We start from the raw sequence: 24,112 nt of genomic DNA on the forward strand, positions 1-24,112 counted from the left end.
GACCGCCGGGGAAAAGGCGCGATCAAGCGCGCCGCGCACGAAGACCGGGAGGAAAGAGTGATCGTCAATTCCTATTACAGCCAGGATGTCCACGGCCCCTACGAGCTTTACGACATCGGCGATTTCGCCCTGGAAGAGGGCGAAACGATCAAGAACTGCAAACTGGCTGTCGCGACCTATGGGACGCTCAACGCCGCCAAGGACAATGCGATCCTGATTACCACCTGGTATTCCGGGACGTCGAAAATCATGAGCGACGTCTATGTCGGCCAGGGCCGCGCGCTCGACCCGGACAAATATTTCATCATCATCGTCAACCAGATCGGCAACGGCCTGTCGACCTCTCCGCACAATACCGATGGCCCTCAAAGCATGGCCAATTTCCCCAAGGTGCGGATCGCCGACGACGTCCGCGCCCAGCACAGGCTGCTGACCGAGAAATTCGGCATCTCCAGTCTCGTTCTGGTCACCGGCGGCTCGATGGGGGCGCAGCAGACCTATGAATGGGCGGTGGCTTTCCCCGATATGGTGCGCCGCGCCGCGCCGATCGCGGGCACAGCCAGGACGACCGACCATGATTTCCTGTTCGCCGACGCTGTCCGCGACACCATGCTGTCCGACCCCAAATTCAATGGCGGCGATTATTCCGCGTCGTCGGACGTCGCGGCCGGCCTGCGCAACCAGGCCAAATTATGGGCCGTCATGGGCTGGAGTACGGAATTCTACGTTCAGCAGCGCCCCAAGGCACTCGGTTTCGATACGATCGACGCTTTCGTCGATGGCTTCATGAACGGCTATTTCGGCCCGATGGACCCGAACGACCTGCTGTGCCTGGCGTGGAAATGGCAGCGCGCCGACGTGTCGCGCCACACCGGCGGCGATCTCGCCGCCGCCCTGAAGCGGATCAAGGCCAAGACCTTCGTCATGCCGATCCTGTCCGACATGTTCTTTCCGCCGGCGGATTGCGCCCGCGAGGCGGACCTCATTCCGGGCGCCGAACTGCGGGTGCTGAAGACGATCGACGGCCATCTCGGGCTGTTCGGCACGGACGCGGAATATGTGCGTCAGGTCGACGCCCATCTGGCGGAACTGCTCTCGACGCCGGCCTGAGCGATCGCGCGAATTTGACATTCGGCTCGCATATGCGAGCCTCGTTCCGGTGCGACGGCGCAAAAGCCGCCGCATCGCCATAAGCCTGAAAAGTCGAAAACGACCAGGGCGCAGGGAGGATATGACCGTGGGTACGCTCGTGCCGCCGGAAGACTTGCCCGATTGGGTTCCCGGAGACGTGCTTTGCGCCAGCGATGGTCTGGGCTGGAAAAACGTCTATCTCCGCACCTATCACTATCTTGGCCAGGACGTGATCGTGCCGGCCATGCGCGATTTCATGATCGTCGGCTATCGCCTCGGCGCCACGCCGATGCAGCGGCGTTTCGACGGCCAATGGTCCCACGCCACATGCGCTCCGGGCGCCGTTTCGCTGCTCACCCGCGCCGAGCAGTCGCACTGGTTCTGGAGCGAGACCATCGACGTCACCCACGTCTATTTTTCGCAGGAGCTCGTGGTTGAGGTGGCGAGCGAGGTCATGGAGCGCCCGATCGCCGAAGTGACGCTCGCCGATGTGCTGCTTCTCGAAGACCCGGCCATCACTTTCGCGCTTCAGGCGATCGCCGCCGAAGCGCAGGCGCAGGGTCTCGGCGGCCCGCTCTATGTCGAGACCATGGCGCGCTGCATGATCGTGCATCTGCTGCGCAAATTCGCTTCGATCAAGCCCGAGCGCGGCTGTCCCGGCGGTCGCCTCAACCTTCTGCAACGGCGTCGGATCGACGAATTCATCGACGCCCATCTCGACGAGGCGATCGATCTGAAGTCCCTGGCCGATCTCGCGAATCTGACGCCGTGCAATTTCGCCCGGCAATTCAAGCGCGCGATGGGCAAGGCGCCCCATGCCTATGTGATCGAGCGCCGGCTCGAGCGCGCGCAAAGGCTGCTGACTCTCACCTCATTGCCGATCAAGGAAATTTCGGCGAGCTGCGGCTTTGCCGATCAGGCGCATTTGACCCGTCTGTTCCTGCGCAGCCGCGACCGGACGCCCGCCGCCTTCCGCAAGGAATTCGGCGGCGGCGGAATGAGCGCCGGCTGAAGATCCGCTCGAGCGAGGCGCGGCCCTGCAAGCGCATGGTCTCGAAGCTCAGTAGGGCGACGCGCCGCCCGTCGCCGGGCCGCCCTTGAACCGGCGGGCGAGATCCTGCGTCGCCTTCACCAGCAGGAGCGCGTCCACGCCCACGGCGACGAAACGCGCGCCCTGTTTGAGATAGGCGGCGGCGACGGCTTCGTCGGTCGCCAGCAGGCCGGGCGCCTTGCCATGCGCGAGGATCGTCCGGATCGCCTTCTCCATCGCGGCGACGACTTCCGGATGCTGGGGCTGACCGATATGGCCAAGCGACGCGGAGAGGTCGGCGGCGCCGAGAAAGACGCCGTCCACGCCTTCGATGGCGGCGATGGCTTCGAGATTTTCCAGACCCGTGCGTGTCTCGACCTGCAACAGCAGGCAGACCTCGTCATTGGCGCGATCGAGATAATGTTCGAGCCGCCCCCAGCGCGCGGCGCGCGCAATGCCCGCGCCGACGCCGCGAAAGCCCCGAGGCGGATAGCGCGTGGCGCGCACCAGCATCTCCGCCTGTTTCGGCGTCTCCACCATAGGAATCAGCAAGCTCTGCGCGCCGATGTCCAGCATCTGCTTGATCAGCACCGGATCGCCGGTCGGCGGACGCACGACCGCATGGGTGGGATAGGGTGCGAGTGATTGCAATTGCGCCAGCATGGTCCGCAGGTCGAGCGGCGAATGTTCGCCGTCGAGCAGCAGCCAGTCGAAGCCCGAACCGGCGCAGATCTCGGCCGAATAGGGATCGGCCATGGCCAGCCACAGGCCGATCTGGGTCGCGCCTTTTTGCAGGGCGGATTTGAATGGATTGGCGAGGATTTCCTCTGTCATCGGACGATTCCAAGGGCTGATTTTACGGCAAAGTCAGGCTTGCAAAAATATCGATATTTTATGTTGTGTCGATAAAATTATGGGCTAGGCTTGGGAAAAAAAAACGGAGCGAACGCCATGAATAGCGCCAATCCCGAGATCGCCTCTTCGATCAAAGCGGCAGGCATAACCACCAATTATCACGATCTCGGCGCCGGTTTCCCGGTGCTGTTTATCCACGGCTCCGGCCCGGGCGTGAGCGCCTGGGCGAACTGGCGCCTCGCCTTGCCGGAACTCGCCAAAAATTATCGGGTGATCGCGCCCGACATGGTCGGCTTCGGCTTCAGCGAAAGGCCGGCCGGAATCACTTATGACATCGCGACCTGGGTCAAGCAGACAATCGGACTGCTCGACGCCCTGGGCCTGGAAAAGGCGCATATCGTCGGCAATTCCTTCGGCGGCGCCATTGCGTTGGCCTTGGCGATCCAGCATCCAGATCGCGTCGCGCGACTGGTGCTGATGGGCAGCGTCGGCGTGCCGTTCCCGATCAGCGCCGGCCTTGACGCGGTCTGGGGCTATGAGCCCTCGCTCGACAATATGAAAAAGCTGCTCGACATTTTCGCCTATAGCCGGGAACTGGTGAACGACGAATTGGCGGAGCTGCGCTACCGCGCCAGCATCAGGCCCGGCTTCCAGGAAAGCTTTTCGGCCATGTTTCCCGCGCCGCGCCAGCGCTGGGTCGACGCGATGACGAGCCGCGAGGCGGATATTCGCGCCGTGCCGCACGAAACGCTGATCATCCACGGTCGCGACGACAAGGTGATTCCGCTGTCCAATTCCTTGACCTTGCTGGAATGGATCGATCGTTCGCAACTTCACGTGTTCAGCTGTTGCGGCCATTGGGTTCAGATCGAACATGCGGCGCGCTTCGCGCAGCTGCTCGACAATTTCTTTGCCGAAGCCAGGGCCTGAGCTAGGAGAAACGACATGAAGATTGATCTGCACGGCAAGACCGCCATCGTCACCGGCTCGACGTCCGGCATCGGCTACGCCATCGCCAAAGGGCTGGCGCAGGCCGGCGCGCGCGTGATCGTCAACGGCCGCGCCGCCGCCCGGGTCGAAGAGGCGTTGAAGAAGTTGCGCGCGGACGTTCCCGGCGCCGAGGCGAGCGGCGTCGCCGCCGATCTGGTGACAGCCGAAGGCGTCGAATCCCTCGGCTCGCAGGTCGAAGACGCCGATATTCTGGTCAACAATCTCGGCATTTTCGAGCCCAAGCCCTTTCTCGAAATTCCCGATTCCGACTGGCTGCGCTTCTTCGAGGCCAATGTGCTCAGCGGTGTGCGCATGTCGCGGCGCTATCTGCCGAAAATGCTGGAAAAGAACTGGGGCCGCATCGTTTTCATCTCGAGCGAATCCGGGCTCAACACGCCGGCGGAAATGGTCCATTACGGCATGACCAAGACCGCGCAGCTCGCGGTGTCGCGCGGCGTCGCGGAACTGACCGCCGGGACGGGCGTCACCGTCAATTCCGTTCTGCCGGGGCCGACGCGGTCCGAGGGTGTCAGCGAATTCTTCGGCAAGATGGCGGCCGAGGCGGGCGTTTCCCAGCCGGAAATGGAGGCGCGCTTCATCGCCGAGCACCGGCCGACGTCGTTGCTGCGCCGGCTGGCCGATGTCGAGGAAGTCGCCAATATGGTCGTCTATGTCTGCTCTCCGCAGGCCTCCGCCACCAATGGCGCGGCTTTGCGCGTCGATGGCGGCGTCGTCAAATTCATCGCCTGAGTCAGAGCATGATATCGCCGGCGTTCAGCCCGGCATTCTGGCGAAGCGGGCGAGGCCTTCGGGAAGCGGCGTCCATTGCTGTTTGGAGTCGCAGAAAATCTCCAGCGTCGGCTTGATCCAGCCGGCGTCATCGAAGCCGCCGGCCTTGACGATAGCCACATCGGGCATGGCCTCGGCCTCGGTCCAGATGGGCGAGCCGCATTCCGAACAGAACCAGCGCCTGAGCGGCTTGCCGCTCTCGCCGACGTCGTCGAATTTCTTCAGCGGACCCGAAACGCTGAAACGCGCGCGCGGCGAAAGCACATTGACGGAAAAGGCCGAACCGCTCGATTTCTGACAATGCGTGCAATGGCAGAGCGCCACCGTCGGGGCGTCGTCGGTCAATGTGAAAGTCGTCTTGCCGCAAAGGCAGCTTCCTTTATGCTCGCTCATGTTCCGCCTCTCGTTTCATCTTTTTCTTCATCGGTTGGCGCGCCAATCGCCGCCATCATGTGTTGGCGGCGGCGGACGCGTCCTGCCAATCTCCCACTGGGCTTCCCGCAATTTGCGGCCGGCGTGACGCCGAAAAGATTTCGCCGGCGCCCAGGCGCCGCAACAGTCACCAGATTCCGCGCGGTTCGGTCAGCATGACGGCGATTGAAAGAATGCGGCGCCGAGAATCGGCCTTTCCAGGCTGCCGAACGAAGCGCCGATGCCGCCGATCACCACGATGAAAATAATGTAGATTGTCCACTCGGTCATGCCGAACGAAGGGTCGGGCGAGATACGCAATTTTTGCAGGGTCGCGAGAGCGCCGGCAAGGCCGAGGAACGGCGCCGTCCACAGGACGCAGAGAATTCGGCCGCGCGCCAGACGGCTTGCGCGTTGCAAATCAAAGGGCGGCGCTGGGCCAGCGCCGTCCCCGATGTTCGATCAATATTTGGCGACGACCGGCTTCGGCGGCGCGGCGACCCAGAGCGGGATGATGATATTGGCCCAACCGCGGGTGTCGTAGCCGCCGTAATTCACTTCCATGACGTCGCGGGTGAATTTTAGCTGCAGATTCAACGTTCCGAAGTCATAGCCAACGAGGCCGCCGAGCGCGATCTGGCTTTGCTTGGCGTATCCGGGGACGGGCGCGTCGAGGTCGGCGGAGGCAAAGCCGACGAGGCCGAACTCGAACTTGCCGAATTTCTTGGTCGCCGTGACGTCGAGGTTGTACCAGGTCGTTCCGTAGGAGCCGGGCGCGGAGAAGATATCGCCGGATTGTCCGGTGCCGAAAATGTTGGTGGCGGAGATGTTCCAGCCATCCTTCAGATAGCTGAAAGCCACGACGCCCTGGAACGACGCGAAATTGCGGGCGATGCCAATCTGTGTCAGCTCATTGTCGACCGGGAGATAGACGCCGCCCTGAATGCCGCCGAAGAAACCGTTGCCGAGATCCCATTTGATCTGGGCGTCGATGAAGGGGTTCATGAAACCGCCGCGGTTGAGGACGCCGTGCACATTGGCGTTCACCATCGGCGAGACGGTGTCAAACATGACATGGCCGCCAAGCAGGGTCCAGGGCGTCGACCAGATGATCCAGGCCGGCACCAGGGCGCCGACATTCGTGCCGGGCGTCGTGTCGCGGTAGCCGTAGTTCGGCATGGTGATGACAAACACGCCTTCCGGCAGCGGCGCGCCGAGCGGGATACCGGTGCTGATGCCCGGCTGCAGCTCCGAACCCGCGAATGACGTCGTAGCCGTCGCGCAAAGGGAAAGGCATCCCATGGCCGCCGCGACGATTTTATTTCTGAAAGACATGCTCCCCTCCACGTGGATATTTGCTCGTTTCTTCGGCTGGGCGCTTCGAGGCGTCCCTGAGCCGTAGAGTCGCAATCATTCGACAGCAACAGGCCGATGCGCTCGACTTAAGCGCTAACCTTGCTGGCGAATTCATGAATAATTCTAGCAAAATATCGGCATTAAGTTCGGGTTATAAAACCTATATTGGGTTTAGTTGCGATAAAAATATTGAAGTTGTTTTTTTATCACAATTTCATATTTAAAAATACACGGAATATAGCCACGGGGAGACGCGGAGATCTAATAAGGGGCTTGTCCTGCGATCGCTTCCGCGAGGCGACGCCATTCGTCCTGATTCTTGATCAGGACGCCGCGTGTCGTTGCTTCGGCAAGCTGCATATCGGCCAGTCGGGCGACCTTGCGACGCACGGTTTCCTTCGGAATGTGCAGCATTTCCGCAAGGTCGAGGCAGGTGACCGGCCGAATCACGACGCCGCGACTATTGGCCGTCAGACCCAGATGGCCCAGCGCGAGGAAAATCAGGACCTCGTCCGAGGTCATATGATCGGCGACGCGCGCCAGGCCGAAAGCCCGCAGCACCCGGCCCGTGCATTGCGACAGGGCGCCGATTTCGCAGGGCGTCGTGCTGGTCATTGCCTGGGCGGAGGATTGCGACATGGTTGGCGCGCGGCGGTTCGGTGGATCAGGTCTTGGCGGCAGTCTTGCTCTTGGCGACGCCCCCGACGCTGAAATGAGCGCCCGGGACTTCGCGAAGGATGACGCGAATCGATTCGATCGGCGCGTCGAGCGCTTCATGAACCGCCTGGGCGACCTTGGCGTGGAGGCGCTCCTTGGCGGCGTTGGAGCGGCCTTCGATGAGCGTGATTTCGACAACGGGCATGGATTACTCCGCAACGCGAATGGAGACGGAACCGAGCTTTTGCATGGTAGTGCGGACATGCTCGCCGACACTCAGGGGATGGGCGGCGGTGGCGCCGCCGGCCAGCACGATCCAGCCCGGTTTCAGGCCGCCGATGGACGAGGCGGCGCGCGCCGCGGCGACCAGCGAGCGGATCGGATGGCCGAGTATCGCCGCGGTTGAACCGATCTGAACCGCGCGTCCGTTCACTTCCACAACAATGCCGAGATTGGAGAAGTCCTGATCGGGTTTGCTCCAACCGCCGACAATGAATCCCGACGACGACGAGTTGTCAGCGATGACGTCCGGCAGGGCGAATTTGAAATCGCGATAGCGCGAGTCGATGACTTCCATCGCTGGCGCGATCGCCTCGACCGCGCTGAGCGCTTCAGCCGGTGAAACTTCACCGACGAGTTCGCGCTTCATCAGGAAAGCGAGCTCCGGTTCGATGCGCGGGTGGACGTAACGCTTCTTCGAAAGCGCGCCGCCTTCCTCCAGCCGCATGGTGTCGGTGAGCCGGCCCCAGATCACTTCACTGACGCCGACCTGCGCCATTTTCGCGCGCGAGGTCAGGCCCATTTTCACGCCGACGAGTTTCTCGCCGCGCGCGAAACGGCGCTCCATCGACAAGGCCTGAATCGCATAGGCCTCCTCGACGCCAAGCGGCTCGCGCTCGGTGAATTGGGGAATGGCGCCCGCGCTGCGGGCGGCCTCGTCGACGATCTGGGCGTATTGGGCCAGCTTGCTCATTGCGCCGCGACCTCCGCTTCACGTGTTTTCAGAATGTCGAGCGCGACGTCGACGATCATGTCCTCCTGGCCGCCGACCATGCGGCGCTTGCCCAGTTCGGCGAGAATGTCGCGCGCGTCCACGCCATAGATTTTGGCGGCGTTTTCGGCATGGCGCAGGAAGCTCGAATAGACCCCGGCATAGCCGAGCGACAGCGACTCGCGATCGACTCGCACTGGGCGATCCTGCAGCGGCCGCACCAGATCGTCGGCGGCGTCCATGAGCATGTGGAGGTCGCAGCCCGTCTCAACGCCCATGCGGTCGAGCACCGCAATGAGCGCTTCGAGCGGGGCGTTGCCCGCGCCCGCGCCCATGCCGGCGAGCGAGGCGTCGACGCGCACCGCGCCGGCTTCGATTCCGGCCACGGCATTGGCGACGCCGAGCGTCAGATTGTGATGGGTGTGCACGCCGATTTCCGTCTCCGGCTTCAGCGCGTCGCGCACCGCCTTCACCCGTTCGGCATATTGGTTCGGCAGAAGCGCGCCGGCTGAATCCGTCACATAGACGCATTCCGCGCCATAGCTCTCCATCAGCTTCGCCTGCTCGACCAGTTTCGCCGGCTCGATCATATGGGCCATCATCAGGAAGCCGACCGTGTCCATGCCAAGCTTGCGGCCCGCTTCGATATGCTGGCGCGAGACGTCGGCCTCGGTGCAATGGGTGGCGACGCGCACGCTGCGCGCGCCGGCCTCATAGGCGTGTTTGAGGTCATGCACGGTGCCGATGCCCGGCAGCAGCAGGATGGTGACGCGCGAGAACTTGCATTCGTCGGCGACCGCCGCGATCCACTCGACGTCGTCATGGGCGCCGAAGCCGTAATTGAAGGTCGAGCCGGTGAGGCCGTCGCCATGGGTGATCTCGATGGCGTCGACATGCGCCCGGTCGAGCGCGCGGGCGATGGCGCGCACGACATCCAGGCTGTAGGAGTGACGGATGGAATGCATCCCGTCGCGCAGCGTCACATCCTGGATATAGAGCTTGTTGGGGTTGATACGGGCCATCACGCGGCCTCCTTCCGAAGTTGCTTGGCAGCCCAATGGTCGGCGGTGGTCAGGGCCGCCGAGGTCATGATGTCGAGATTGCCGGCATAGGCCGGAAGGTAATGGGCCGCGCCTTCCACTTCGAGGAAGATCGTGGTCTTGAGGCCGGAGCACAGGCCAACGCCGGGAATGCGGACCGGCGCGTTGTCGCCGATGTTCTCGAACTGCACCTTCTGTTTCAGGCGATAGCCGGGGACGTATTTCTGGACCGCCGCGACCATGTCGAGAACCGACTTCTCGATCGCCTCGCGCGAGCCGCCCTGCGACAGCGTGAACACCGTGTCGCGCATGATGAGCGGCGGTTCGGCGGGGTTGAGAATGATGATCGCCTTACCATTCTCGGCGCCGCCGAGTTTTTTGATCGCGCTCGACGTCGTTTCGGTGAATTCGTCGATGTTCGCGCGGGTGCCGGGGCCGGCGGATTTCGACGAGATCGAGGCGACGATCTCGCCCCAGATCACGCGGTCGGTGGCGCGGCGCACCGCATGGACCATCGGAATGGTGGCCTGGCCGCCGCAGGTGACCATATTGACATTGGGCTCGTCGATATTGGCGTCGCCATTGATGACCGGAATGGTGAAGGGGCCGATGGCCGCCGGCGTCAGGTCGATGACCTTCTTGCCGTCCTTCTGCAACAGCTCGTTGTTGCGAATATGCGCGCTAGCGGAGGTCGCGTCGAACACGACCCGGATGTCCTTGTAATTGGGCAACTTGCGCAACCCGTTGATCCCTTCGTGCGTCACCGGGACGCCGAGGCGCGCCGCGCGGGCGAGACCGTCGGATTTGGGATCAATCCCGACCATCGCGCCCATCTCGAGATTGTCGGAATTGCGCATGATCTTGATCATCAGATCGGTGCCGATATTGCCCGAACCGATGATCGCGCAGGGAATCTTCGCCATCCTTCACTCCTTCGCGAATGCCGCGCGCACGGAGCCGAGGCCCTCGATCCGCGCTTCGAAAACATCGCCCCATTTCACCGCCGCCATCGGGCCGAGCGCGCCCGACAGAACGGTGTCGCCCGCCTTGAGCGGACGCCCGACTCGGGCCATGGTTTTCGCCAGCCACAACATCGCCGTGAGGGGATCGCCGAGGCAGGCGGCGCCAGCGCCGACCGAGACCGGCTCGCCCGCGCTTTCCATCACCATGCCGGCGCCGCGCAAATCCAGCGCCTCGAGTTTTTTCGGCGTCGCGCCGAGGACATAGAGGCCGGAGGAGGCGTTGTCGGCGATGGTGTCGAGAATGCCGATCTTCCAATCAGCGATGCGCGAATCCACTACTTCGATCGCTGGCAGAGCGAAGGCCACGGCGCGGAGCACGTCCGTCATCGTGAGGCGCTCCTGGTCGAGATCGCGGTCGAGCACGAAGGCGACTTCCGCTTCGACCTTGGGCTGGATCAGCTGCTTGCGGGAAATCTCCCAGCCGTCGGGAACGGCCATGTCGTCGAACAGCATGCCATAATCGGGCTGATCGACGCCCAGCTGTTTCTGCACCGCGAGCGACGTCAGGCCGATCTTGCGGCCGACGAGACGTCGGCCCTTTTCAAGCCCGCGCCTGGTGTTGATCTCCTGCGCCGCATAGGCGAGATCGAGCGCGCCTTCCGGCAACAAATCCCGAATGGGCGCGCAGGGCGAGCCCAATCGGCCGGCGTCGAACAACAGGTCCGCGACCTTGACGACCGCTGCTTCCGTCACTGAATTCTCCGATCACAATTTGACACAGACATTGGTGAGTTCGGTATAGAACTCAAGCGAATGAACGCCGCCCTCGCGGCCGATGCCCGACTGTTTGGCGCCGCCGAAAGCGGTGCGCAGGTCGCGCAGGAACCAGGAATTGACCCAGCAGATGCCGACGTCGAGTTTCGCGGCGACGCGATGGGCGCGCGAGACATTTTCCGTCCACACCGCCGCCGCCAGGCCATAGGGCGTGGAATTGGCGAGCTTTACCGCTTCTTCTTCCGTATCGAACGGACGGATGTGGCAGCAGGGGCCGAAGATTTCTTCATTGACGACGCGGGCGTCGTCCTTGAGGCCGGTCCAGATGGTCGGCTGCACCCAGGCGCCATCCTTAAGTTCGCCGGGCATGTCGGGGACGCCGCCGCCGGTGACGAGCGTCGCGCCTTCGTCCATCGCGAGCTTGTAATAGGAGAGCACCTTGCTGCGATGCTCCTGGCTGATCAGGGGCCCAAGATTGGTGCAGCTGTCCTCGGGCCGGCCAAGGGTCAGCGCCTCGGCCGCCGCCTTCAAACGCGCGACGAAAGCGTCGAAAATCGGCCGTTCGACATAGACGCGCTCGGTGCCCAGACAGACCTGGCCGCAATTGGCGAAGGCCGAGCGCATCGTGCCTTCGACCGCCTTGTCGAGGTCGCAATCGGCGAAGACCAGCGCCGGATTCTTGCCGCCGAGTTCGAACGACACCTGACGGACGCCGAGCGCCGCCTGTTTCATGATCGCTTCGCCGGTGCGGGTCTCGCCGGTGAAGGTGATGCCGTTGATCAAAGGATGCTGGGTGAGGAATTCGCCGGCGGAATTGGGCCCGAGGCCATGGACGACATTATAGACGCCCTTCGGCACGCCGACCTTGTTCATCACCTCGCCGAGCAGCGTCGCGGTCAGCGGCGTCTCTTCGGAGGGCTTCACCACCACCGTATTGCCGCAGGCGAGCGCCGGGCCGACCTTCCAGGTCATCAGCAGCAGCGGCAGGTTCCATGGCGAAATGACGGCGATCACGCCCTTGGGCCGGCGCAGCCCGTAATTGACGGCGTTCTTGCCGTCCGGCGTTTCGAGGATGAAGGTCTCGGTCGAGATGTTCTTGACCGTTTCCGCGAACATCTTGAAATTGGCGGCGCCGCGCGGAATGTCGATATGCGAGGCGAGGCCGTAGGGCTTGCCGGTGTCGAGGCATTCCGCGGCCAGAAAATCGTCGAAACGGTTGTTGATCTCATCCGCCACCGCCGCGAGCAGGTCGGTGCGCTGCGGAATCGTCAGGTTGCCCCAGGGGCCTTCGAGCGCCGCTTTGGCGGCGCGCACCGCCGCGTCGATTTCGGCCTTGCCGCCTTCCGGCACGCGGCCGATCAGGCTGTTGTCGAGAGGCGAACGGTTTTCCCAGCTCTTGCCCGTCGAACCTTGGGTGAACGCGCCATTGATGAAATGAGCCGCGTCCCGCCGCGCCGAGTCGACGCCTATCTGCGCCTGTTTGTGGAGTGCTTGAACCGACATGCGTCCTCTCCTCGAACCGCTCAACCGACCGTCTCCGACGCTGGCCGGCGCGTGAGCCGCCTCTTCCTGCCACAAAAATTATCGATAAAAAATAAAATTATCGATATTATATCGAGGGCGATCGGCCTCAAGCGAGGCCGAGGCTCGCCAGCCCGGCGCGCGCGCAGGCGCGGTCGTCCTCTTCTGTCCCGCCTGAAACGCCAATTCCGCCAATGACTTCTCCGTTCACAATGATCGGCAGTCCCCCGGCGAAGAGAATGACCCCTGGGCGCTGGCCTATGCCCTGATGCAAGGTCGGGTTTGCGATCAAGGCGTTGCTCAGGTCGTCGGTCGCGAGGCCGAACACCGCGGCCGTATAGGCCTTGTCCTGGGCGATGCCGATCGAGGCTTTGAAGGCCCCGTCGGCGCGCAGCAGGGCGACGAGATCGCCGCTCGCGTCCACGACGGCGGCGACCGCGGCCTTGTCAAGGAGGCGGCCGTTGGCGACCGCCCCCCCCACCGCGGCATAAGCCGCGGCGGCGGAAATCGATTTGCGGGAGATTGTGAGTTCCACCCGCAAGCCCTCAGGTCACGACCGACAGGAAGGCGTCGTTCATCTTCCGCTCGTAGTAGAAGATGCCCTTGCCGACTTCGGTCTCGTCCCAGGTGCGGGTCGGGCTGTCGGGATAATAGGTATAGCCGCCGGCGAACACCTCGTTCCGGTTGCCCGACGGATCGAAGAAATAGATCGTCTGGCCGCGGGTGATGCCGTGGCGGGTCGGGCCGATGTCGATCGAAATGTCGTAATGCGTGATGATGTCCGCCGCATTGCCGACGGCCTGCCAATTCTCCAGTTCGAAGGAAATATGGTGCAGCTTACCCGGCTCCGGATATTTCACGAAGGCGATGTCATGTGCCTTCATGCCGCAGGTGAGCCAAACCGCGAGAAGGCCGTCGGGCATGTCCACGCGCTCGGCGAGGCGGAAATCCAGAACCTTGACGAAAAAGTCGGTGACCTGATCGATGTTGGGCCCATAGAGCAGGGCGTGGTCGAAACGCCGGGCCGCCATGCCATGCGGCTCGACCGACCAGACATGCGGGTTATGCGAATAGGGTTTCGGATCGGACTGGTCGGCATGGGCGTAAAGTTCGATGCGATGTCCCGACGGAATGGTGAAGCCGATGCGACGGCCGACGCCGGGCTGTTCGCCTGCCGGGACGTGATCGACGGCGATTCCATATTCGACGATCCGCTTCTCATATTGGTCGAGATCGGCGTCATCGAGGCATTTGAAGGACATGAGGTCGACGCCAGCATGTTCCGCGCGACGCAGGACGATCGAATGGTGATCGAATTCGTCGGCCGCCTTCAGATAGACCCGGCCGTCCGGGCCTTCGCAGACCTGATGCAGGCCGACGCGCTTGGTGTAATATTCAACTGCCGCGGGCATATCCAGAACGCGGATCTGGACGAACCCCGGACGCAAGATTCCGGAAATAGCCATGATAGTCCTCCTTACGCTTCCTGCCTGGCCGTTCGGCCTTTGTCTTTGACCGCGACCGCAGGTTCGAGCCGCAGAGAAAGTTCCGACAGCGGGTAGATGCAGCAGGAGAGGACCAACCCCTCCTTTTCATCTTCCGCCGAAATATGCGCGCGGCTCATCTTGTCGGCGCGATATTCGCCGTCGATGACGCGGATTCGGCAGATTCCGCAGCCCCCTCGCCGGCAGCCGACCGGCAGTTTGCACGGCATATTCTTGAGCTGGCCGAAGCCCTGCGCGCGCTCGAGCGAAACAAGCACGCGCTCATGGGCGTAGCCCGAGGCGTTGCCGCTGCCTTCGACATGAATGGGAAAGCGCTCCGCCATGTCACAGCCTCTTGAACACGGGGCTTTTGGGCTTCTCCGCGCAATCCTTGGCGGTGAAGAAGCGCTCGGTGAAAATGTGCTTTTCAAACAGGCGGCCCTGCATCAGGGTCGCGATGCATGCCTCGATCATCGGCGGCGGGCCGCAGAGATAGGCGGTCGAACCTTCGAACACGCCGCCGAAAATCCTCTTGGCGACATCGTGGACGAAGCCGCGGTCGCCGCGCCATTCGCTCGGTTCGGGCTCATGCGACAAAGCCGGCGCATAATGGAAATTGTCGTGGCTTCGCGCCAGCGCCTCGAACTCGTCGCGGCCATAAAGATCGGCTTGCGCGCGCACGCCGTGGACGAGCGTGATCGGCTCGGCATAGCCCTCTTCGAGCAGGTCGAGGATCATCGACCGCGGGCTGGAGACGCCGGTGCCGCCGGCCAGGAACAGCAGCGGCCCGCCGCGCGATTTGCGCACGATGAAACGGCCCTGCGGCCCGGTGATCTTCAGCTTGTCGCCAAGCTGCAATCTCTCGTGGACATAGCCCGTCGCCTCGCCCCCCGGCACGCGGCGGATCTGCAATTCGACATGGCCGCTGTCGGAGGGGGGATTGGCGATGGAAAAGGCGCGCGAGGCCTCGATCCCCGGCAGGAAGACATTGACATATTGCCCGGCCTGGAAATCGATCGGGCCGTCCCGCAAGGCGAGGCGCACGCCTTTCACGTCATGGGTGAGGTCGTCCAGCGCGACCACTTCGCCGACGAAATCGCGCACCGGAATCCTGCGGGCGTCGGGATCGTCCTCGACATCGGCCTCGATGGCGACATCGCTTTTCAGCGTCGCGGTGCAGGCGAGGACGAAGCCCTCGTCGCGCTCGAAATCCATCAAGGCGAAGGGCGAGGCTTCGCCGTGATCGATCTCGCCGTCGAGCACCTGGGTCTTGCAGGTGCCGCACAGGCCATGGCCGCAGGCGTGCGGGAGATAGACGCCCGCGCGCAGACAGGCGTCCAGTATGGTCTGGCCTTCCGCGACCTCGATCTCGTCGCCGATGGGTTCGATGGTGAGTTGGTGGACCGACATGACGCCTCTCTCCCGCATTCTTTCCGTCTATGGAGATCAGCTCGCGGAGCCCTTGTAGCCTTCGAGGCCCGGCGTCCAGAAGCGCACGAGCGACTTGTGTTTCACGCCGTTCTCTTCGAGCGACTTGTCCATGTCCGGCGTTTTCTTTTCATCGTCGATCATCCAGACGACCTGCGACCAGTCGATGCGCTGGAAATCGGGATGGGCGGCGTAATGCGGCTTGACGATGGCCTCGACGAAGGCGGCGAAAGGCATAGACGGCGGCAGCGGAAACGCGATAGCCGAGCAGAAGGAGAGGTGTTGCTCCCAATGCAGATAGACGACGCGATTGCCGTGAAAATTCTTTTCCAGATCGCGGAATTCGATGTGCTTCTCATAGTCCGGCGTGAGGGCGACGACCGACATTTTTCTCTCCCGGTTTTTGCCGGCGCGGCATTGTCGCCGCGCCTGTTTTTCTTGCGCTTTTTCAGACCGCAGTCTTGATCTTGTCGGCCTGCCATTCGTTCCAGAGTTTTTCGTCGGGCGAGCCGACGTAATCCATATTGTCGGCGCCGACATTCATCCGGTAATAGGCGAGCACGTCGGGGATGGTCGCGCCGCCACAATTGCCCTGGAAGATCTGGTGCACCGGCAGCCACGCCTGAACATATTTCTCCGGCTCGTTGTCGAAGATGTCTTTGCAGCCGTCCGAGCAGAAGTGGTAGGTCTCGCCGCGGAACTGCGTCCTGCGGAAGCAGATCGTGGTCGGATCGCCCGGCTCGGTATAGCCCATCGGAATCTGGCAGGTCTGGCAGAGCTGCGGCAGCGCCATGTTGTAGAAACGCTTGCCCTCCTTCGCCATCTGGCCCCACATTTCGAAACGCGGCCGATAATATTTGTCGAAGGTGTTGGGATATTTCTCCGACAGCCAATCCATGTGCTTCGCGTCCGGCAGCCAGGTGTGGAACGCCGCCGCATGGGTGTATTGGTAGAAGATCGCCCAGTTCTGATGCGAAATATGCTCGGCCTCGGCGGTGGCGATGTCGGCATATTTCGGCGGGCGCAGGCCGTAGCGGGCGAGGTCCTGGAACAGGGCGCCGCCGGCTTCGGTGAAATAGATTTCCCAGGCTTCCTTCCAGGACATCACCGGCTTGGGCAGCATATAGTCCATCATCATGGCGACGAGGCCGAGGACCCGGTGGCCGCGCCAGAACCATTTGTCGACCCATTTCTGCACGATCGGCAGATTGTCAGGGTGCTGTTCGAGCAGGAACTTGATGACTTCGATGCCGAGCGTCATGTGACGGCTTTCGTCGGACTGCGCCGAGAAGCCGAAGGTCACCGTGGACATGTCGCCATTGTAGGCCGCGCCCGACATGAAGGGCACGAACAGAAGATTCGTCAGCACATATTCGAAGGCGAAGCCGATCGCGATCATATATTCGAACGGACCCGCCGACCGGGCGTCGTCGAAGAAGCTTTTCGGGACCGAGAGATACCACACGCGGTCATGCATATGCTGGAACTCGCCGATGCCGTCGAAAAATTTGTTGTAGTGGCTGATGGTGTGGATCTGCGTCTGGACATGGCGCAGCTCGTCGAGCGACTGCATCTGGGCCGCGACGCGCGGACCGACGCCGCGCAGATGGCGGCCGGCGTAAGCGAAGCCACGGTGCGCCTGATATTCCAACGGCGAGACGCCGGTGAGGAACAATTTGACGACGTTCATATAACGCCCATCGGAAATGCCGGTCTGGCCGTTGTTCTGGGCGAAGGCGTCGAGCACCGCATAGAGCTTGCGCTCTTTCTCCGCCTGGAATTTCCAATAGGCGTCCATGGTCAGACGGAACGGGTCTTCCCAGGCCGACCAGTCCTTGATCTTGATGCCCTCGAACTGGTCGTAGGGGAAAACCTTGTCGATCGGCTGGTAGCTGGTTTCCCAGTCCAGCCCGCGCGTCATATGGGCGTAGCGCTGCTTGAGGCCGAGTTTTTTGGCGGTCATCGTTTCCTCCCGGATCAGTGTTTCCAGCTCACGGAAAATTGGTCGTCGTCCTCGTCGAGATGGCCGGCCATCGAGATGAGCACGAGGTGGATTTCCTGCGGGTCCCATTCGCGCCCGAGGCGCTCCTCGACCGAGGCGCGCTTGACGACGAGCGCGCCCTCGCAGTCGAGCTTCACGGCGCCGGGCATGTTGAGGACGCGCACGCCGGGATTGTCGGCGATGATCGCCTCGATGATCGGGCGGGCTTCGTCATTGTGGTAAAGGGTGAGAGACGCGAGTTGCGACATTGTTCTTCTTCCTCTCAGAGCGTCAGGCCGAGGTTTTTCGCGCGCGCCTTGACGGCGTCGCCGGCCGCTTCGGCAAGCGCGCCATTGTCGCCGAGCATCGCCGCCGAAAGCGGCTTGGCCGCCTCGACCGCGCGCGAAATCCACTCCGCCGCCCATTGCGAAACCAGCGCCTTGTTCTCCGGGCTTTCGGCGGCGACCGTCTTGATGACGCTGTCGCTCCACTTGCTTTCGTCGGCGCGCCAGTCGCTCATGAATTCGGTCAGCATGGCGACCGTGATCGGCGCGTCCTTCCAGGCGGCGTCGGACATTTTGTAGACGAGGTCGAAGACGACGCCGTTGATCGCGAGGGTCTGGGCGACGAAGAGCTGGAAGAAATCGCGCTCGACAAGCGAGTCCTCGATCAGCTTGCGCACGCCCTGCCAGGCGGGATCGTTGATCCAGACTTCCTTGGCCATGTCGAGGCTCACGCCGGTCTGGCCGTCGAGCAGGAGGCCGATGCGGCTGACGATCTGGGCCATGCCGAGATGATCGCCGGCGGAGAAAATGCAGGGCGCGGTCACCGCCGCGCCATAGCCGCGCTGGGCGATCTCGGTCATGTTCATATTGGCGCCCCAATGCAGGTGGCGCAAAGGCAGGAGAAAAGTCTCGATCTGCTTGCGCGCCTCGGGCGAAATCTTCTCGATGAGGCCGCGCTCCTCGGCGAAGACGAAGGCGCGCTCGGCCGACTGGTTCATATTGGCGCGCGAAATATTATAGGTGGCGTAATAGAACTGCCTAGGATCGAGCGGCTTGTACCAGTCCTCCATGACGACCGCGGTCTTGCGCGTGTCGTAAACCCAATATTCCGGCTCCCACAAAGGCTTGTAATGAAAATTCGCGGTCGCCTGAACGTCGAGCGTCGCCTCCTGATAGCGCGTCGCCGGCTTGTCGGCGCCCAGCCGCCGGGCGACATGGCCAAACGTCTGACGCTTCGGCTCCATGTCTATCGTCTTGATCTGAACCGTCATTGCATTCCTCCCAGGATCGGTTTCAGTTTTCGGATTCGCCCGCGTCTTTCACCCGCCGCAGCAGTCCGGGCTGGCGCGCGCGCCAGGCCTGTCGCTCAAGCTCGTCGGCGACGGCGGGCTCTGGAGGCAGAACCACGGCGTTCTGCAGCTCGCAAAAATCGTCGAAGGCGCTGAAGGGCAGGATCAGCTCGACCGCGAGGTCCTGATCGTTCACGGAGAATTCGAACTCGACATAGCGGCCGAGTCGCGAGCCGATGATGCGGACGAATTTGCGCATTGGCGCATCTGGGCGCGCCGCTCCTGGCGCGCCGCCAGAATCCCGGCGACCCATGTCCGCTTCCTCCCTGTGACGTTTCCCGTCGCGTCGAAAGGGGGCTCTTCGATTGGCCGCCTCTCTCGATTGATGATTTTTTTAGGTTGGCAGAAATCGAGAGTCAACAGGAATATCGATATTTTTCTTTTTGCCGATATCATTTTTTTTGTCGAGAATCATTTTGGCGGCTAGAATTAGTCGGAGCAATCCACGAAATGGGTTTTGAGGCGCGGCGGCAAACGAGAGCCGGGTCGGCGGGCGTTGAGGGGGCAAAATGGAAGCGGCGAGCGACAGGGCGGTTGGAGAGTTCGACATTCCTTCCAAGGCGAGCAAGACGCTTGTCGAAGGCGCCTATGCGACCCTGCGTCGAGAAATCCTCGACGGAGCTTTCGAACCGGGCGCCAAACTGCGCACGGAGGAATTGCGCACCCGCTACAATGTCAGCGGCTCGACCATGCGCGAGGCGCTCACCCGCCTGCTCGGCGAGGCTCTGGTCACTTCCGAGGGCCAGCGCGGCTTCCGTGTCGCTCCGGCCTCGATCGAGGATTTCCGCGATCTGACGGAAGTGCGCAAGCTGATCGAGACGGAGGCCCTGCGCCAGGCCATATCCTGTGGCGACGAAGAGTGGGAAAGCCAGATCGTGGCGACCTTCTATCGGCTCTCCAAGGTCGAGGAGCGTCTGGCCGAAGATCCCGTCAGCGCCATAAGCGAGTTCGAGGAGCGCAACCGCGAATTCCACCGCGCCCTGATCGCGGCCTGCCCATCCCGCTGGTTGCATCATTTCATCGGCCTGCTGTTCCAGCAGTCGGAGCGCTATCGCCGCATGTCGATGGCGAAGCGCACCATCCCCCGGGACGTCCATGCCGAGCACAAGGCCATCTTCGACGCCGTGATGGCGCGCGACGCCGATCTGGCCAGCAAGCTGACCGCCGACCACATCGAACGCACGCTCACCGTGCTGCGCGTCGCGCTCGAACCCGGCGAAAAGTCGCGCTGTAACGCCAAAAAGGACGCGCAAGACCGCCCATAGGTCGTTTCACGCGCATGGAGCCGTAGCGCCCCGCTCGATCATGCGCGGCGACCCCGATCCACGGGAGACCGAGATGGTCGATGACATTTGCACGGGGGCGGCGGGGATAATTTCCGGTCGGACCCGCTGAACTGGAGACCGGGCGGAACGCCCGATGTGGACGACAATGCGACGATCGCCCCAACCCTGAATGTCGCGGTCGGGGCCTGATTTGCGAAGCAGAGATCGCGGGCCGAAAACTTTGCATTGACTTGGATGGCGCTTATCCCAAATATTGGTCGAAAGATGAGCGGGACAATGCTTTCAGCGGGGCGTCGCTGCGCATCGCATAAGCCCCATTCATCAGGCACAGGAAGTTCAAGTCGCTGAAACAGCGAGTGAAAATTCCTGTTCTTTTCCTGCAAAGCAGGGAAAGCGCGAAACCGGACCGGCAGCGTCCGGGGAACGCCTGCTTCGAGCCGTCCGCGCTCGTTGCATTTTCGCGGCGAGCTTCATCGCCTTGTCGTCATTTCGGCCCAGGATTTGCAAAAGGTCCTGATCGGTCGCGGGGGATCATGTCATGAAGAAAGTCGTTTTCTACTTAAAGCCAGGCGCGGCGAACGATATCGAGCATAAAGCCCTGCTCGCCGCCGCCGGTTATGAGGTCGATGCGCGCGATCTGACCGCGGAACATTGGACGTCGGCGGGATTGCGCGCCTTTTTTGGCGAAAGGCCGATCGAGGAATGGTTCGATCCGGCCGCGCCGAAGGTGGTGTCGGGCGAAATCAATCCGGCGCGGCTGAATGCCCAGGAGGCGCTGGTGACGCTCGCGCTCGATCCGAGCCTCATCAATGGTCCGCTCGTCCGCTATAACGGCCGTTGCGCGTCCGGTCTGGACGCGGACGAGCTTCGTGATTTTGTGGACATTCACGCGCGAAACGGCAAGCCGGCCTCGGTCAAGCAGCCGCCGACAAGCTGGGGCGCAACCGGGATGGGCGAGTGAACGCGTCGAGCTATTGCTCGACGAACGCCTTTTCGATGACATAGGTGGCGGGATCGCCGCCCGATCCCTCGCGGAAGCCGCGATCCTGGAGCAGTTTGACCAGATCGCGCAACAGGCCGGGGCTGCCGCAGAGCATGACGCGATCTTCGGCGGGATTGAGCGGCGGCTGGCCGATGTCCTCGAACAACTTGCCCGATTCGATCAGCTCGGTGGCGCGGCCCTGGTGGACATAGGCCTCGCGCGTCACGGTCGGATAGTGGATGAGTTTTTCGCGCACGATCTCGCCGAAAAACTCGTTCTCCTTGGCCGCCTTGACGATATCGAGGCCATATTGCAGCTCGGCCACCTGGCGGCAGCCGTGGACCAGGATCAGGTGGTCGTAAAGGTCATAGACCTCGGGGTCCTTGATCACGCTGGAGAAGGGCGCAATGCCGGTGCCGGTCGAGAACATATAGAGCCGTTTGCCCGGGAGAAGGTTGGGCTGGACCAGGGTGCCGGTCGGCTTGCGGCCGACGAGCACGGTGTCGCCCACCTTGAGGTGCTGCAGGCGCGAGGTCAGCGGACCGTCCGGCACTTTGATCGAGAAGAATTCGAGATCATCCTCGTAATTGGCGCTGGCCATGGAATAGGCGCGCAGCAGCGGCTTGCCCTCCACTTCGATGCCGATCATCGCGAATTGTCCGTTGACGAAACGGAACGCGGGGTCGCGGGTGGTGCGGAAACGGAACAGCCTGTCGGTATAATGCTGGACTTCGAGCACGGTCTCGCGATTGAAGGCGCCGCCGCTCTTCTTGGGGGCCGCGGCCTGAGCCGGAGGAGCCGTAACCGTGCTATTGTCGGCGGCGTTGGTCATATTGGCCTTTCTCCATGCAATTAATGCGCCTGAAACGCCTTCCACCCAAGGGAAAGCGCCGACCCTCGATTTTCACCTGACGTTGCCGGAACGCATTGACGCTCCCGCGCGATCCTTTCGCCTTCGGGCTTTCGCGAGGCTCGGCGGCCATCAAGCGGATCCCGGCGCTTGGCGTCTGTCCGGCAAAAAACGTGCCGGACCCGACAAGGCCCGTTTCCTAACGCGGCGCGACGCGATTGGCAATGGCGATTCGCGCGCCGGCGCCGTCGAGCGCTGCGAAACGGCTGCGGCGAAACATCACGGCGGATATGGATTTTGTCGCGCCCGTGGCGACGCTTACAAGGCGATCTGGCGAAAATGTCCGGCCTGGTCGAGTTGCCGGGCGGTCAGCGTCATCCGGCGGCTTCCGGCGTCGATGTCGATGAGATAATAGGCGGCGCGGCGGCGCGGGCTGCGCCCGACCGACGAAGCCGAACAGATGCCGAGAACGGGAATGGGGCCGCGCGGGCCGGGCAGGCTCTTGCGCGAAATGGAATGGATGTGGCCGTGGAGCACGAGCTCGGCGCCTTCCTTCGCCAGAATCTCGGCCAGGGCGCGATGGTCGCCGAGATTGCGGATGCCGCCGCCGCCGTCGACGGGCGGATGATGGATCAGCACGACCCTGATTTCGTCGCGCGTGTCGCGCAGGATTTCGGCGAGGCGGCGCAGTTGATCTTGCCCGAGCTTGCCTGCGGCGACGAAGGGCAGGGTCGGGATGCCGCTGCACAGGCCGATGATCGCGACGCCGTTGCGGCGGCGCAGGAAAGGAAAGTCCTGGGCGCCGTCGTCGCCGCTTGTCCAGGGGCTAAGGTCGCGCGCCATATGGTGAAGGCTGGAGCGCATATAGGCGTCGTGGTTGCCGGGGGCGAGGCTCACGTCCTCGGGCGCCCCGAGCGTGGCGAGCCATTGCGCGGCGAGCGGATATTCGGCCGGCAGGCCGATATTGCAGATGTCGCCGGTCATGGCGACATGGTCCGGCCCCTGCTCGCGCATGTCGGCGACCAGCGCGCCCAGAACCTCCATGTCATGGGCGCGCGAGCGGCCGCGCCGCCAATTGAGATAGCCGGTCGCGCGCTTGCCGATGAGTTCGCGCCAGCGCGGGCGGGGCAGGGGGCCGATATGGGCGTCGGAAAGATGAGCAAGACGAAACATTTGCGCCTCATGCGCCGCCGATGAGAATGCCGACCGTGAGCACGACCGCGCCCCCGACGACAATCTGCGCGACGGCCTTGAGAAAGGGCGTGTCCATATAGCGCGCCCGGATATAGGCGATCGCCCAAAGCTCGAAGAAGACCACGATTCCGGCGATGGACGTCGCGGTCCAGAAGGCGTGAGGCCAGGAATCGGGCACGAGAAAGGGCAGGGTGTGGCCAAGGCCGCCGGCCGTGGTCATCAGGCCGGTGACGCCGCCGCGGATGAGGGGCGCGCCGCGGCCGGTCAGCGAGCCGTCGTCGGACAAGGCCTCGGCGATGGCCATGCTGATCCCGGCGCCGATCGAGGCGGCGAGGCCGACGAGAAAGGTGCTCCAATTGTTCTGGGTGGCGAAGGCCGCGGCGAACAAAGGCGCGAGAGTCGAGACCGAGCCGTCCATCAGGCCGGCAAGGCCGGGCTGGACATATTGCAGAACGAAAAATTTGTGGGCCGTGCGGCCTTCCTCCTCGCGCGCGCTTTCGGTGAGGATGGCCTCGGCCAGGGCGTTGGCCTTCTCGCCATGGCTCTTCTCGACCATGGCCAGGTCGCCGAGCAGCTTGCGCACGCCGACGTCCTGCGAGGCTTCGGAGGCCTTGATATAGAAGCGCTGGGAATCCGCCTCCATCGCCTCGGCCTGGTGGCGGATCGTCGCCAGCGGCAGATTCTTGATCAGCCAGGTCGGGCGGCGGCTGAGGAATCCCTTGACGTCCTCGCGCCGGATCGCCGGCAGGTTGACGCCGAAGCGCGCTTGATAGATTTCCAGAAGTCTCCGGCGGTGGCCGTCTTCCTCGGCGGCCATTTCCTGGAAGACTCTCGCGGTCGCGGGGTAGCGGTCGGCAAGTTCTTCTGCGAAACTTGAATAGATTCGGCTGTCTTCCTCCTCGGAAGCGATGGCGATGGCGAGGACTTCACGTTGCGTCAGATCGGAAAAGTTCTTCAGACTCATCACTTGCTCCGAACCAGGCGCGACCGAGAGCCTTGCGGACGCGAGGCGCTTTTGCGCCTGTTCCCAGGACCGACGCGTCAAA

At 62.9% G+C, this 24,112-nt stretch carries 29 protein-coding genes; 6 read left to right on the forward strand and 23 right to left on the reverse strand.

Annotation, left to right across the window (positions count from 1 at the left end; genetic code table 11):
* Positions 1-57: 57 nt before the first annotated feature.
* Both K2U94_RS06360 and K2U94_RS20630 read left to right on the forward strand, forming a co-directional pair.
* Positions 58-1,110, forward strand: a complete 1,053-nt coding sequence (locus K2U94_RS06360) for an alpha/beta fold hydrolase (protein WP_336606152.1) — start codon at positions 58-60, stop codon at positions 1,108-1,110.
* Between the two features lie 127 nt (positions 1,111-1,237).
* A complete protein-coding gene (locus K2U94_RS20630) occupies positions 1,238-2,143 on the forward strand; it encodes a helix-turn-helix domain-containing protein (protein ID WP_243066402.1) in 906 nt (301 codons plus the stop codon).
* Between the two features lie 48 nt (positions 2,144-2,191).
* Here the strand turns inward: K2U94_RS20630 and hpaI are convergent, their stop codons facing one another.
* On the reverse strand, positions 2,192-2,995 hold the full coding sequence (gene hpaI, locus K2U94_RS06370) for a 4-hydroxy-2-oxoheptanedioate aldolase (protein WP_243066403.1): 804 nt from the start codon (positions 2,993-2,995) through the stop codon (positions 2,192-2,194).
* A gap of 117 nt (positions 2,996-3,112) precedes the next feature.
* Between hpaI and K2U94_RS06375 the strand changes: the two genes are divergently transcribed.
* Positions 3,113-3,946 carry an alpha/beta fold hydrolase gene (locus K2U94_RS06375; protein WP_243066404.1) on the forward strand — a complete coding sequence of 278 codons (834 nt, stop codon included), beginning with the start codon at positions 3,113-3,115 and terminating at the stop codon, positions 3,944-3,946.
* Between the two features lie 15 nt (positions 3,947-3,961).
* On the forward strand, positions 3,962-4,756 hold the full coding sequence (locus tag K2U94_RS06380; protein WP_243066405.1) for an SDR family NAD(P)-dependent oxidoreductase: 795 nt from the start codon (positions 3,962-3,964) through the stop codon (positions 4,754-4,756).
* 24 nt (positions 4,757-4,780) lie between these two features.
* Here the strand turns inward: K2U94_RS06380 and K2U94_RS06385 are convergent, their stop codons facing one another.
* From K2U94_RS06385 to K2U94_RS06475, 19 genes are all read right to left on the reverse strand, one after another.
* Positions 4,781-5,188: a GFA family protein gene (locus K2U94_RS06385; protein ID WP_243066406.1), complete on the reverse strand. Its 408-nt coding sequence runs from the start codon at positions 5,186-5,188 to the stop codon at positions 4,781-4,783.
* Between the two features lie 189 nt (positions 5,189-5,377).
* Positions 5,378-5,527, reverse strand: a complete 150-nt coding sequence (locus K2U94_RS06390; RefSeq protein ID WP_243066407.1) for a hypothetical protein — start codon at positions 5,525-5,527, stop codon at positions 5,378-5,380.
* A 141-nt stretch (positions 5,528-5,668) separates the two neighbouring features.
* A complete protein-coding gene (locus K2U94_RS06395; protein WP_243066408.1) occupies positions 5,669-6,541 on the reverse strand; it encodes a transporter family protein in 873 nt (290 codons plus the stop codon).
* A gap of 282 nt (positions 6,542-6,823) precedes the next feature.
* On the reverse strand, positions 6,824-7,201 hold the full coding sequence (locus tag K2U94_RS06400; protein ID WP_243066409.1) for a hypothetical protein: 378 nt from the start codon (positions 7,199-7,201) through the stop codon (positions 6,824-6,826).
* Between the two features lie 25 nt (positions 7,202-7,226).
* Positions 7,227-7,424, reverse strand: coding sequence for a 2-hydroxymuconate tautomerase (locus K2U94_RS06405; protein WP_243066410.1), 198 nt, complete (start codon positions 7,422-7,424; stop codon positions 7,227-7,229).
* Between the two features lie 3 nt (positions 7,425-7,427).
* Positions 7,428-8,192, reverse strand: coding sequence for a 2-keto-4-pentenoate hydratase (locus tag K2U94_RS06410; protein ID WP_243066411.1), 765 nt, complete (start codon positions 8,190-8,192; stop codon positions 7,428-7,430).
* Positions 8,189-9,232, reverse strand: coding sequence for a 4-hydroxy-2-oxovalerate aldolase (gene dmpG / locus K2U94_RS06415; protein WP_243066412.1), 1,044 nt, complete (start codon positions 9,230-9,232; stop codon positions 8,189-8,191). The genes K2U94_RS06410 and dmpG overlap by 4 nt, the downstream gene beginning before the upstream one ends.
* A complete protein-coding gene (locus K2U94_RS06420; RefSeq protein ID WP_243066413.1) occupies positions 9,232-10,173 on the reverse strand; it encodes an acetaldehyde dehydrogenase (acetylating) in 942 nt (313 codons plus the stop codon). The genes dmpG and K2U94_RS06420 overlap by 1 nt, the downstream gene beginning before the upstream one ends.
* 3 nt (positions 10,174-10,176) lie before the next feature.
* A complete protein-coding gene (locus K2U94_RS06425) occupies positions 10,177-10,965 on the reverse strand; it encodes a 2-keto-4-pentenoate hydratase (protein ID WP_243066414.1) in 789 nt (262 codons plus the stop codon).
* Positions 10,966-10,977: 12 nt separating this feature from the next.
* The gene (locus tag K2U94_RS06430) at positions 10,978-12,489 is read right to left on the reverse strand and encodes a 2-hydroxymuconic semialdehyde dehydrogenase (RefSeq protein ID WP_243066415.1); all 1,512 of its coding nucleotides are present in this window, start codon (positions 12,487-12,489) and stop codon (positions 10,978-10,980) included.
* 127 nt (positions 12,490-12,616) lie between these two features.
* Entirely contained in the window at positions 12,617-13,042 is a 426-nt protein-coding gene (locus K2U94_RS06435; RefSeq protein WP_243066416.1) for a GlcG/HbpS family heme-binding protein, read from the reverse strand.
* A 10-nt stretch (positions 13,043-13,052) separates the two neighbouring features.
* Positions 13,053-13,973 (reverse strand): catechol 2,3-dioxygenase, encoded by a 921-nt coding sequence (locus K2U94_RS06440; RefSeq protein ID WP_243066417.1) that lies wholly within the window; start codon positions 13,971-13,973, stop codon positions 13,053-13,055.
* A gap of 11 nt (positions 13,974-13,984) precedes the next feature.
* Positions 13,985-14,335 carry a 2Fe-2S iron-sulfur cluster-binding protein gene (locus tag K2U94_RS06445; protein ID WP_243066418.1) on the reverse strand — a complete coding sequence of 117 codons (351 nt, stop codon included), beginning with the start codon at positions 14,333-14,335 and terminating at the stop codon, positions 13,985-13,987.
* 1 nt (position 14,336) lies between these two features.
* A complete protein-coding gene (locus K2U94_RS06450) occupies positions 14,337-15,401 on the reverse strand; it encodes an NADH:ubiquinone reductase (Na(+)-transporting) subunit F (RefSeq protein WP_243066419.1) in 1,065 nt (354 codons plus the stop codon).
* A 36-nt stretch (positions 15,402-15,437) separates the two neighbouring features.
* On the reverse strand, positions 15,438-15,806 hold the full coding sequence (locus tag K2U94_RS06455; protein ID WP_243066420.1) for a phenol hydroxylase subunit P4: 369 nt from the start codon (positions 15,804-15,806) through the stop codon (positions 15,438-15,440).
* A 61-nt stretch (positions 15,807-15,867) separates the two neighbouring features.
* Positions 15,868-17,382, reverse strand: a complete 1,515-nt coding sequence (locus K2U94_RS06460) for an aromatic/alkene/methane monooxygenase hydroxylase/oxygenase subunit alpha (protein WP_243066421.1) — start codon at positions 17,380-17,382, stop codon at positions 15,868-15,870.
* A gap of 14 nt (positions 17,383-17,396) precedes the next feature.
* Positions 17,397-17,669, reverse strand: coding sequence for an MmoB/DmpM family protein (locus tag K2U94_RS06465; protein ID WP_243066386.1), 273 nt, complete (start codon positions 17,667-17,669; stop codon positions 17,397-17,399).
* Positions 17,670-17,683: 14 nt separating this feature from the next.
* Positions 17,684-18,676, reverse strand: coding sequence for an aromatic/alkene monooxygenase hydroxylase subunit beta (locus tag K2U94_RS06470; RefSeq protein ID WP_243066385.1), 993 nt, complete (start codon positions 18,674-18,676; stop codon positions 17,684-17,686).
* A 22-nt stretch (positions 18,677-18,698) separates the two neighbouring features.
* Positions 18,699-18,953 carry a phenol hydroxylase subunit gene (locus K2U94_RS06475; protein ID WP_243066422.1) on the reverse strand — a complete coding sequence of 85 codons (255 nt, stop codon included), beginning with the start codon at positions 18,951-18,953 and terminating at the stop codon, positions 18,699-18,701.
* A 310-nt stretch (positions 18,954-19,263) separates the two neighbouring features.
* Between K2U94_RS06475 and K2U94_RS06480 the strand changes: the two genes are divergently transcribed.
* Together K2U94_RS06480 and K2U94_RS06485 are read left to right on the forward strand one after the other, a co-directional pair.
* Positions 19,264-20,019 (forward strand): GntR family transcriptional regulator, encoded by a 756-nt coding sequence (locus K2U94_RS06480; RefSeq protein WP_243066423.1) that lies wholly within the window; start codon positions 19,264-19,266, stop codon positions 20,017-20,019.
* Positions 20,020-20,578: 559 nt separating this feature from the next.
* Positions 20,579-21,001, forward strand: a complete 423-nt coding sequence (locus tag K2U94_RS06485) for a thioredoxin domain-containing protein (protein ID WP_243066424.1) — start codon at positions 20,579-20,581, stop codon at positions 20,999-21,001.
* A 10-nt stretch (positions 21,002-21,011) separates the two neighbouring features.
* On the opposite strand, the gene K2U94_RS06490 is transcribed toward K2U94_RS06485, so the two are convergent.
* From K2U94_RS06490 to mbfA, 3 genes are all read right to left on the reverse strand, one after another.
* Positions 21,012-21,854 (reverse strand): ferredoxin--NADP reductase, encoded by an 843-nt coding sequence (locus tag K2U94_RS06490; protein ID WP_243066425.1) that lies wholly within the window; start codon positions 21,852-21,854, stop codon positions 21,012-21,014.
* A 336-nt stretch (positions 21,855-22,190) separates the two neighbouring features.
* Positions 22,191-23,045 (reverse strand): metallophosphoesterase family protein, encoded by an 855-nt coding sequence (locus K2U94_RS06495; protein WP_243066426.1) that lies wholly within the window; start codon positions 23,043-23,045, stop codon positions 22,191-22,193.
* A gap of 7 nt (positions 23,046-23,052) precedes the next feature.
* Positions 23,053-24,024: an iron exporter MbfA gene (mbfA, locus tag K2U94_RS06500; protein ID WP_243068816.1), complete on the reverse strand. Its 972-nt coding sequence runs from the start codon at positions 24,022-24,024 to the stop codon at positions 23,053-23,055.
* Between the last annotated feature and the right edge of the window lie 88 nt (positions 24,025-24,112).

This window comes from Candidatus Rhodoblastus alkanivorans, assembly GCF_022760755.1.
GTDB lineage: Bacteria > Pseudomonadota > Alphaproteobacteria > Rhizobiales > Beijerinckiaceae > Rhodoblastus > Rhodoblastus alkanivorans.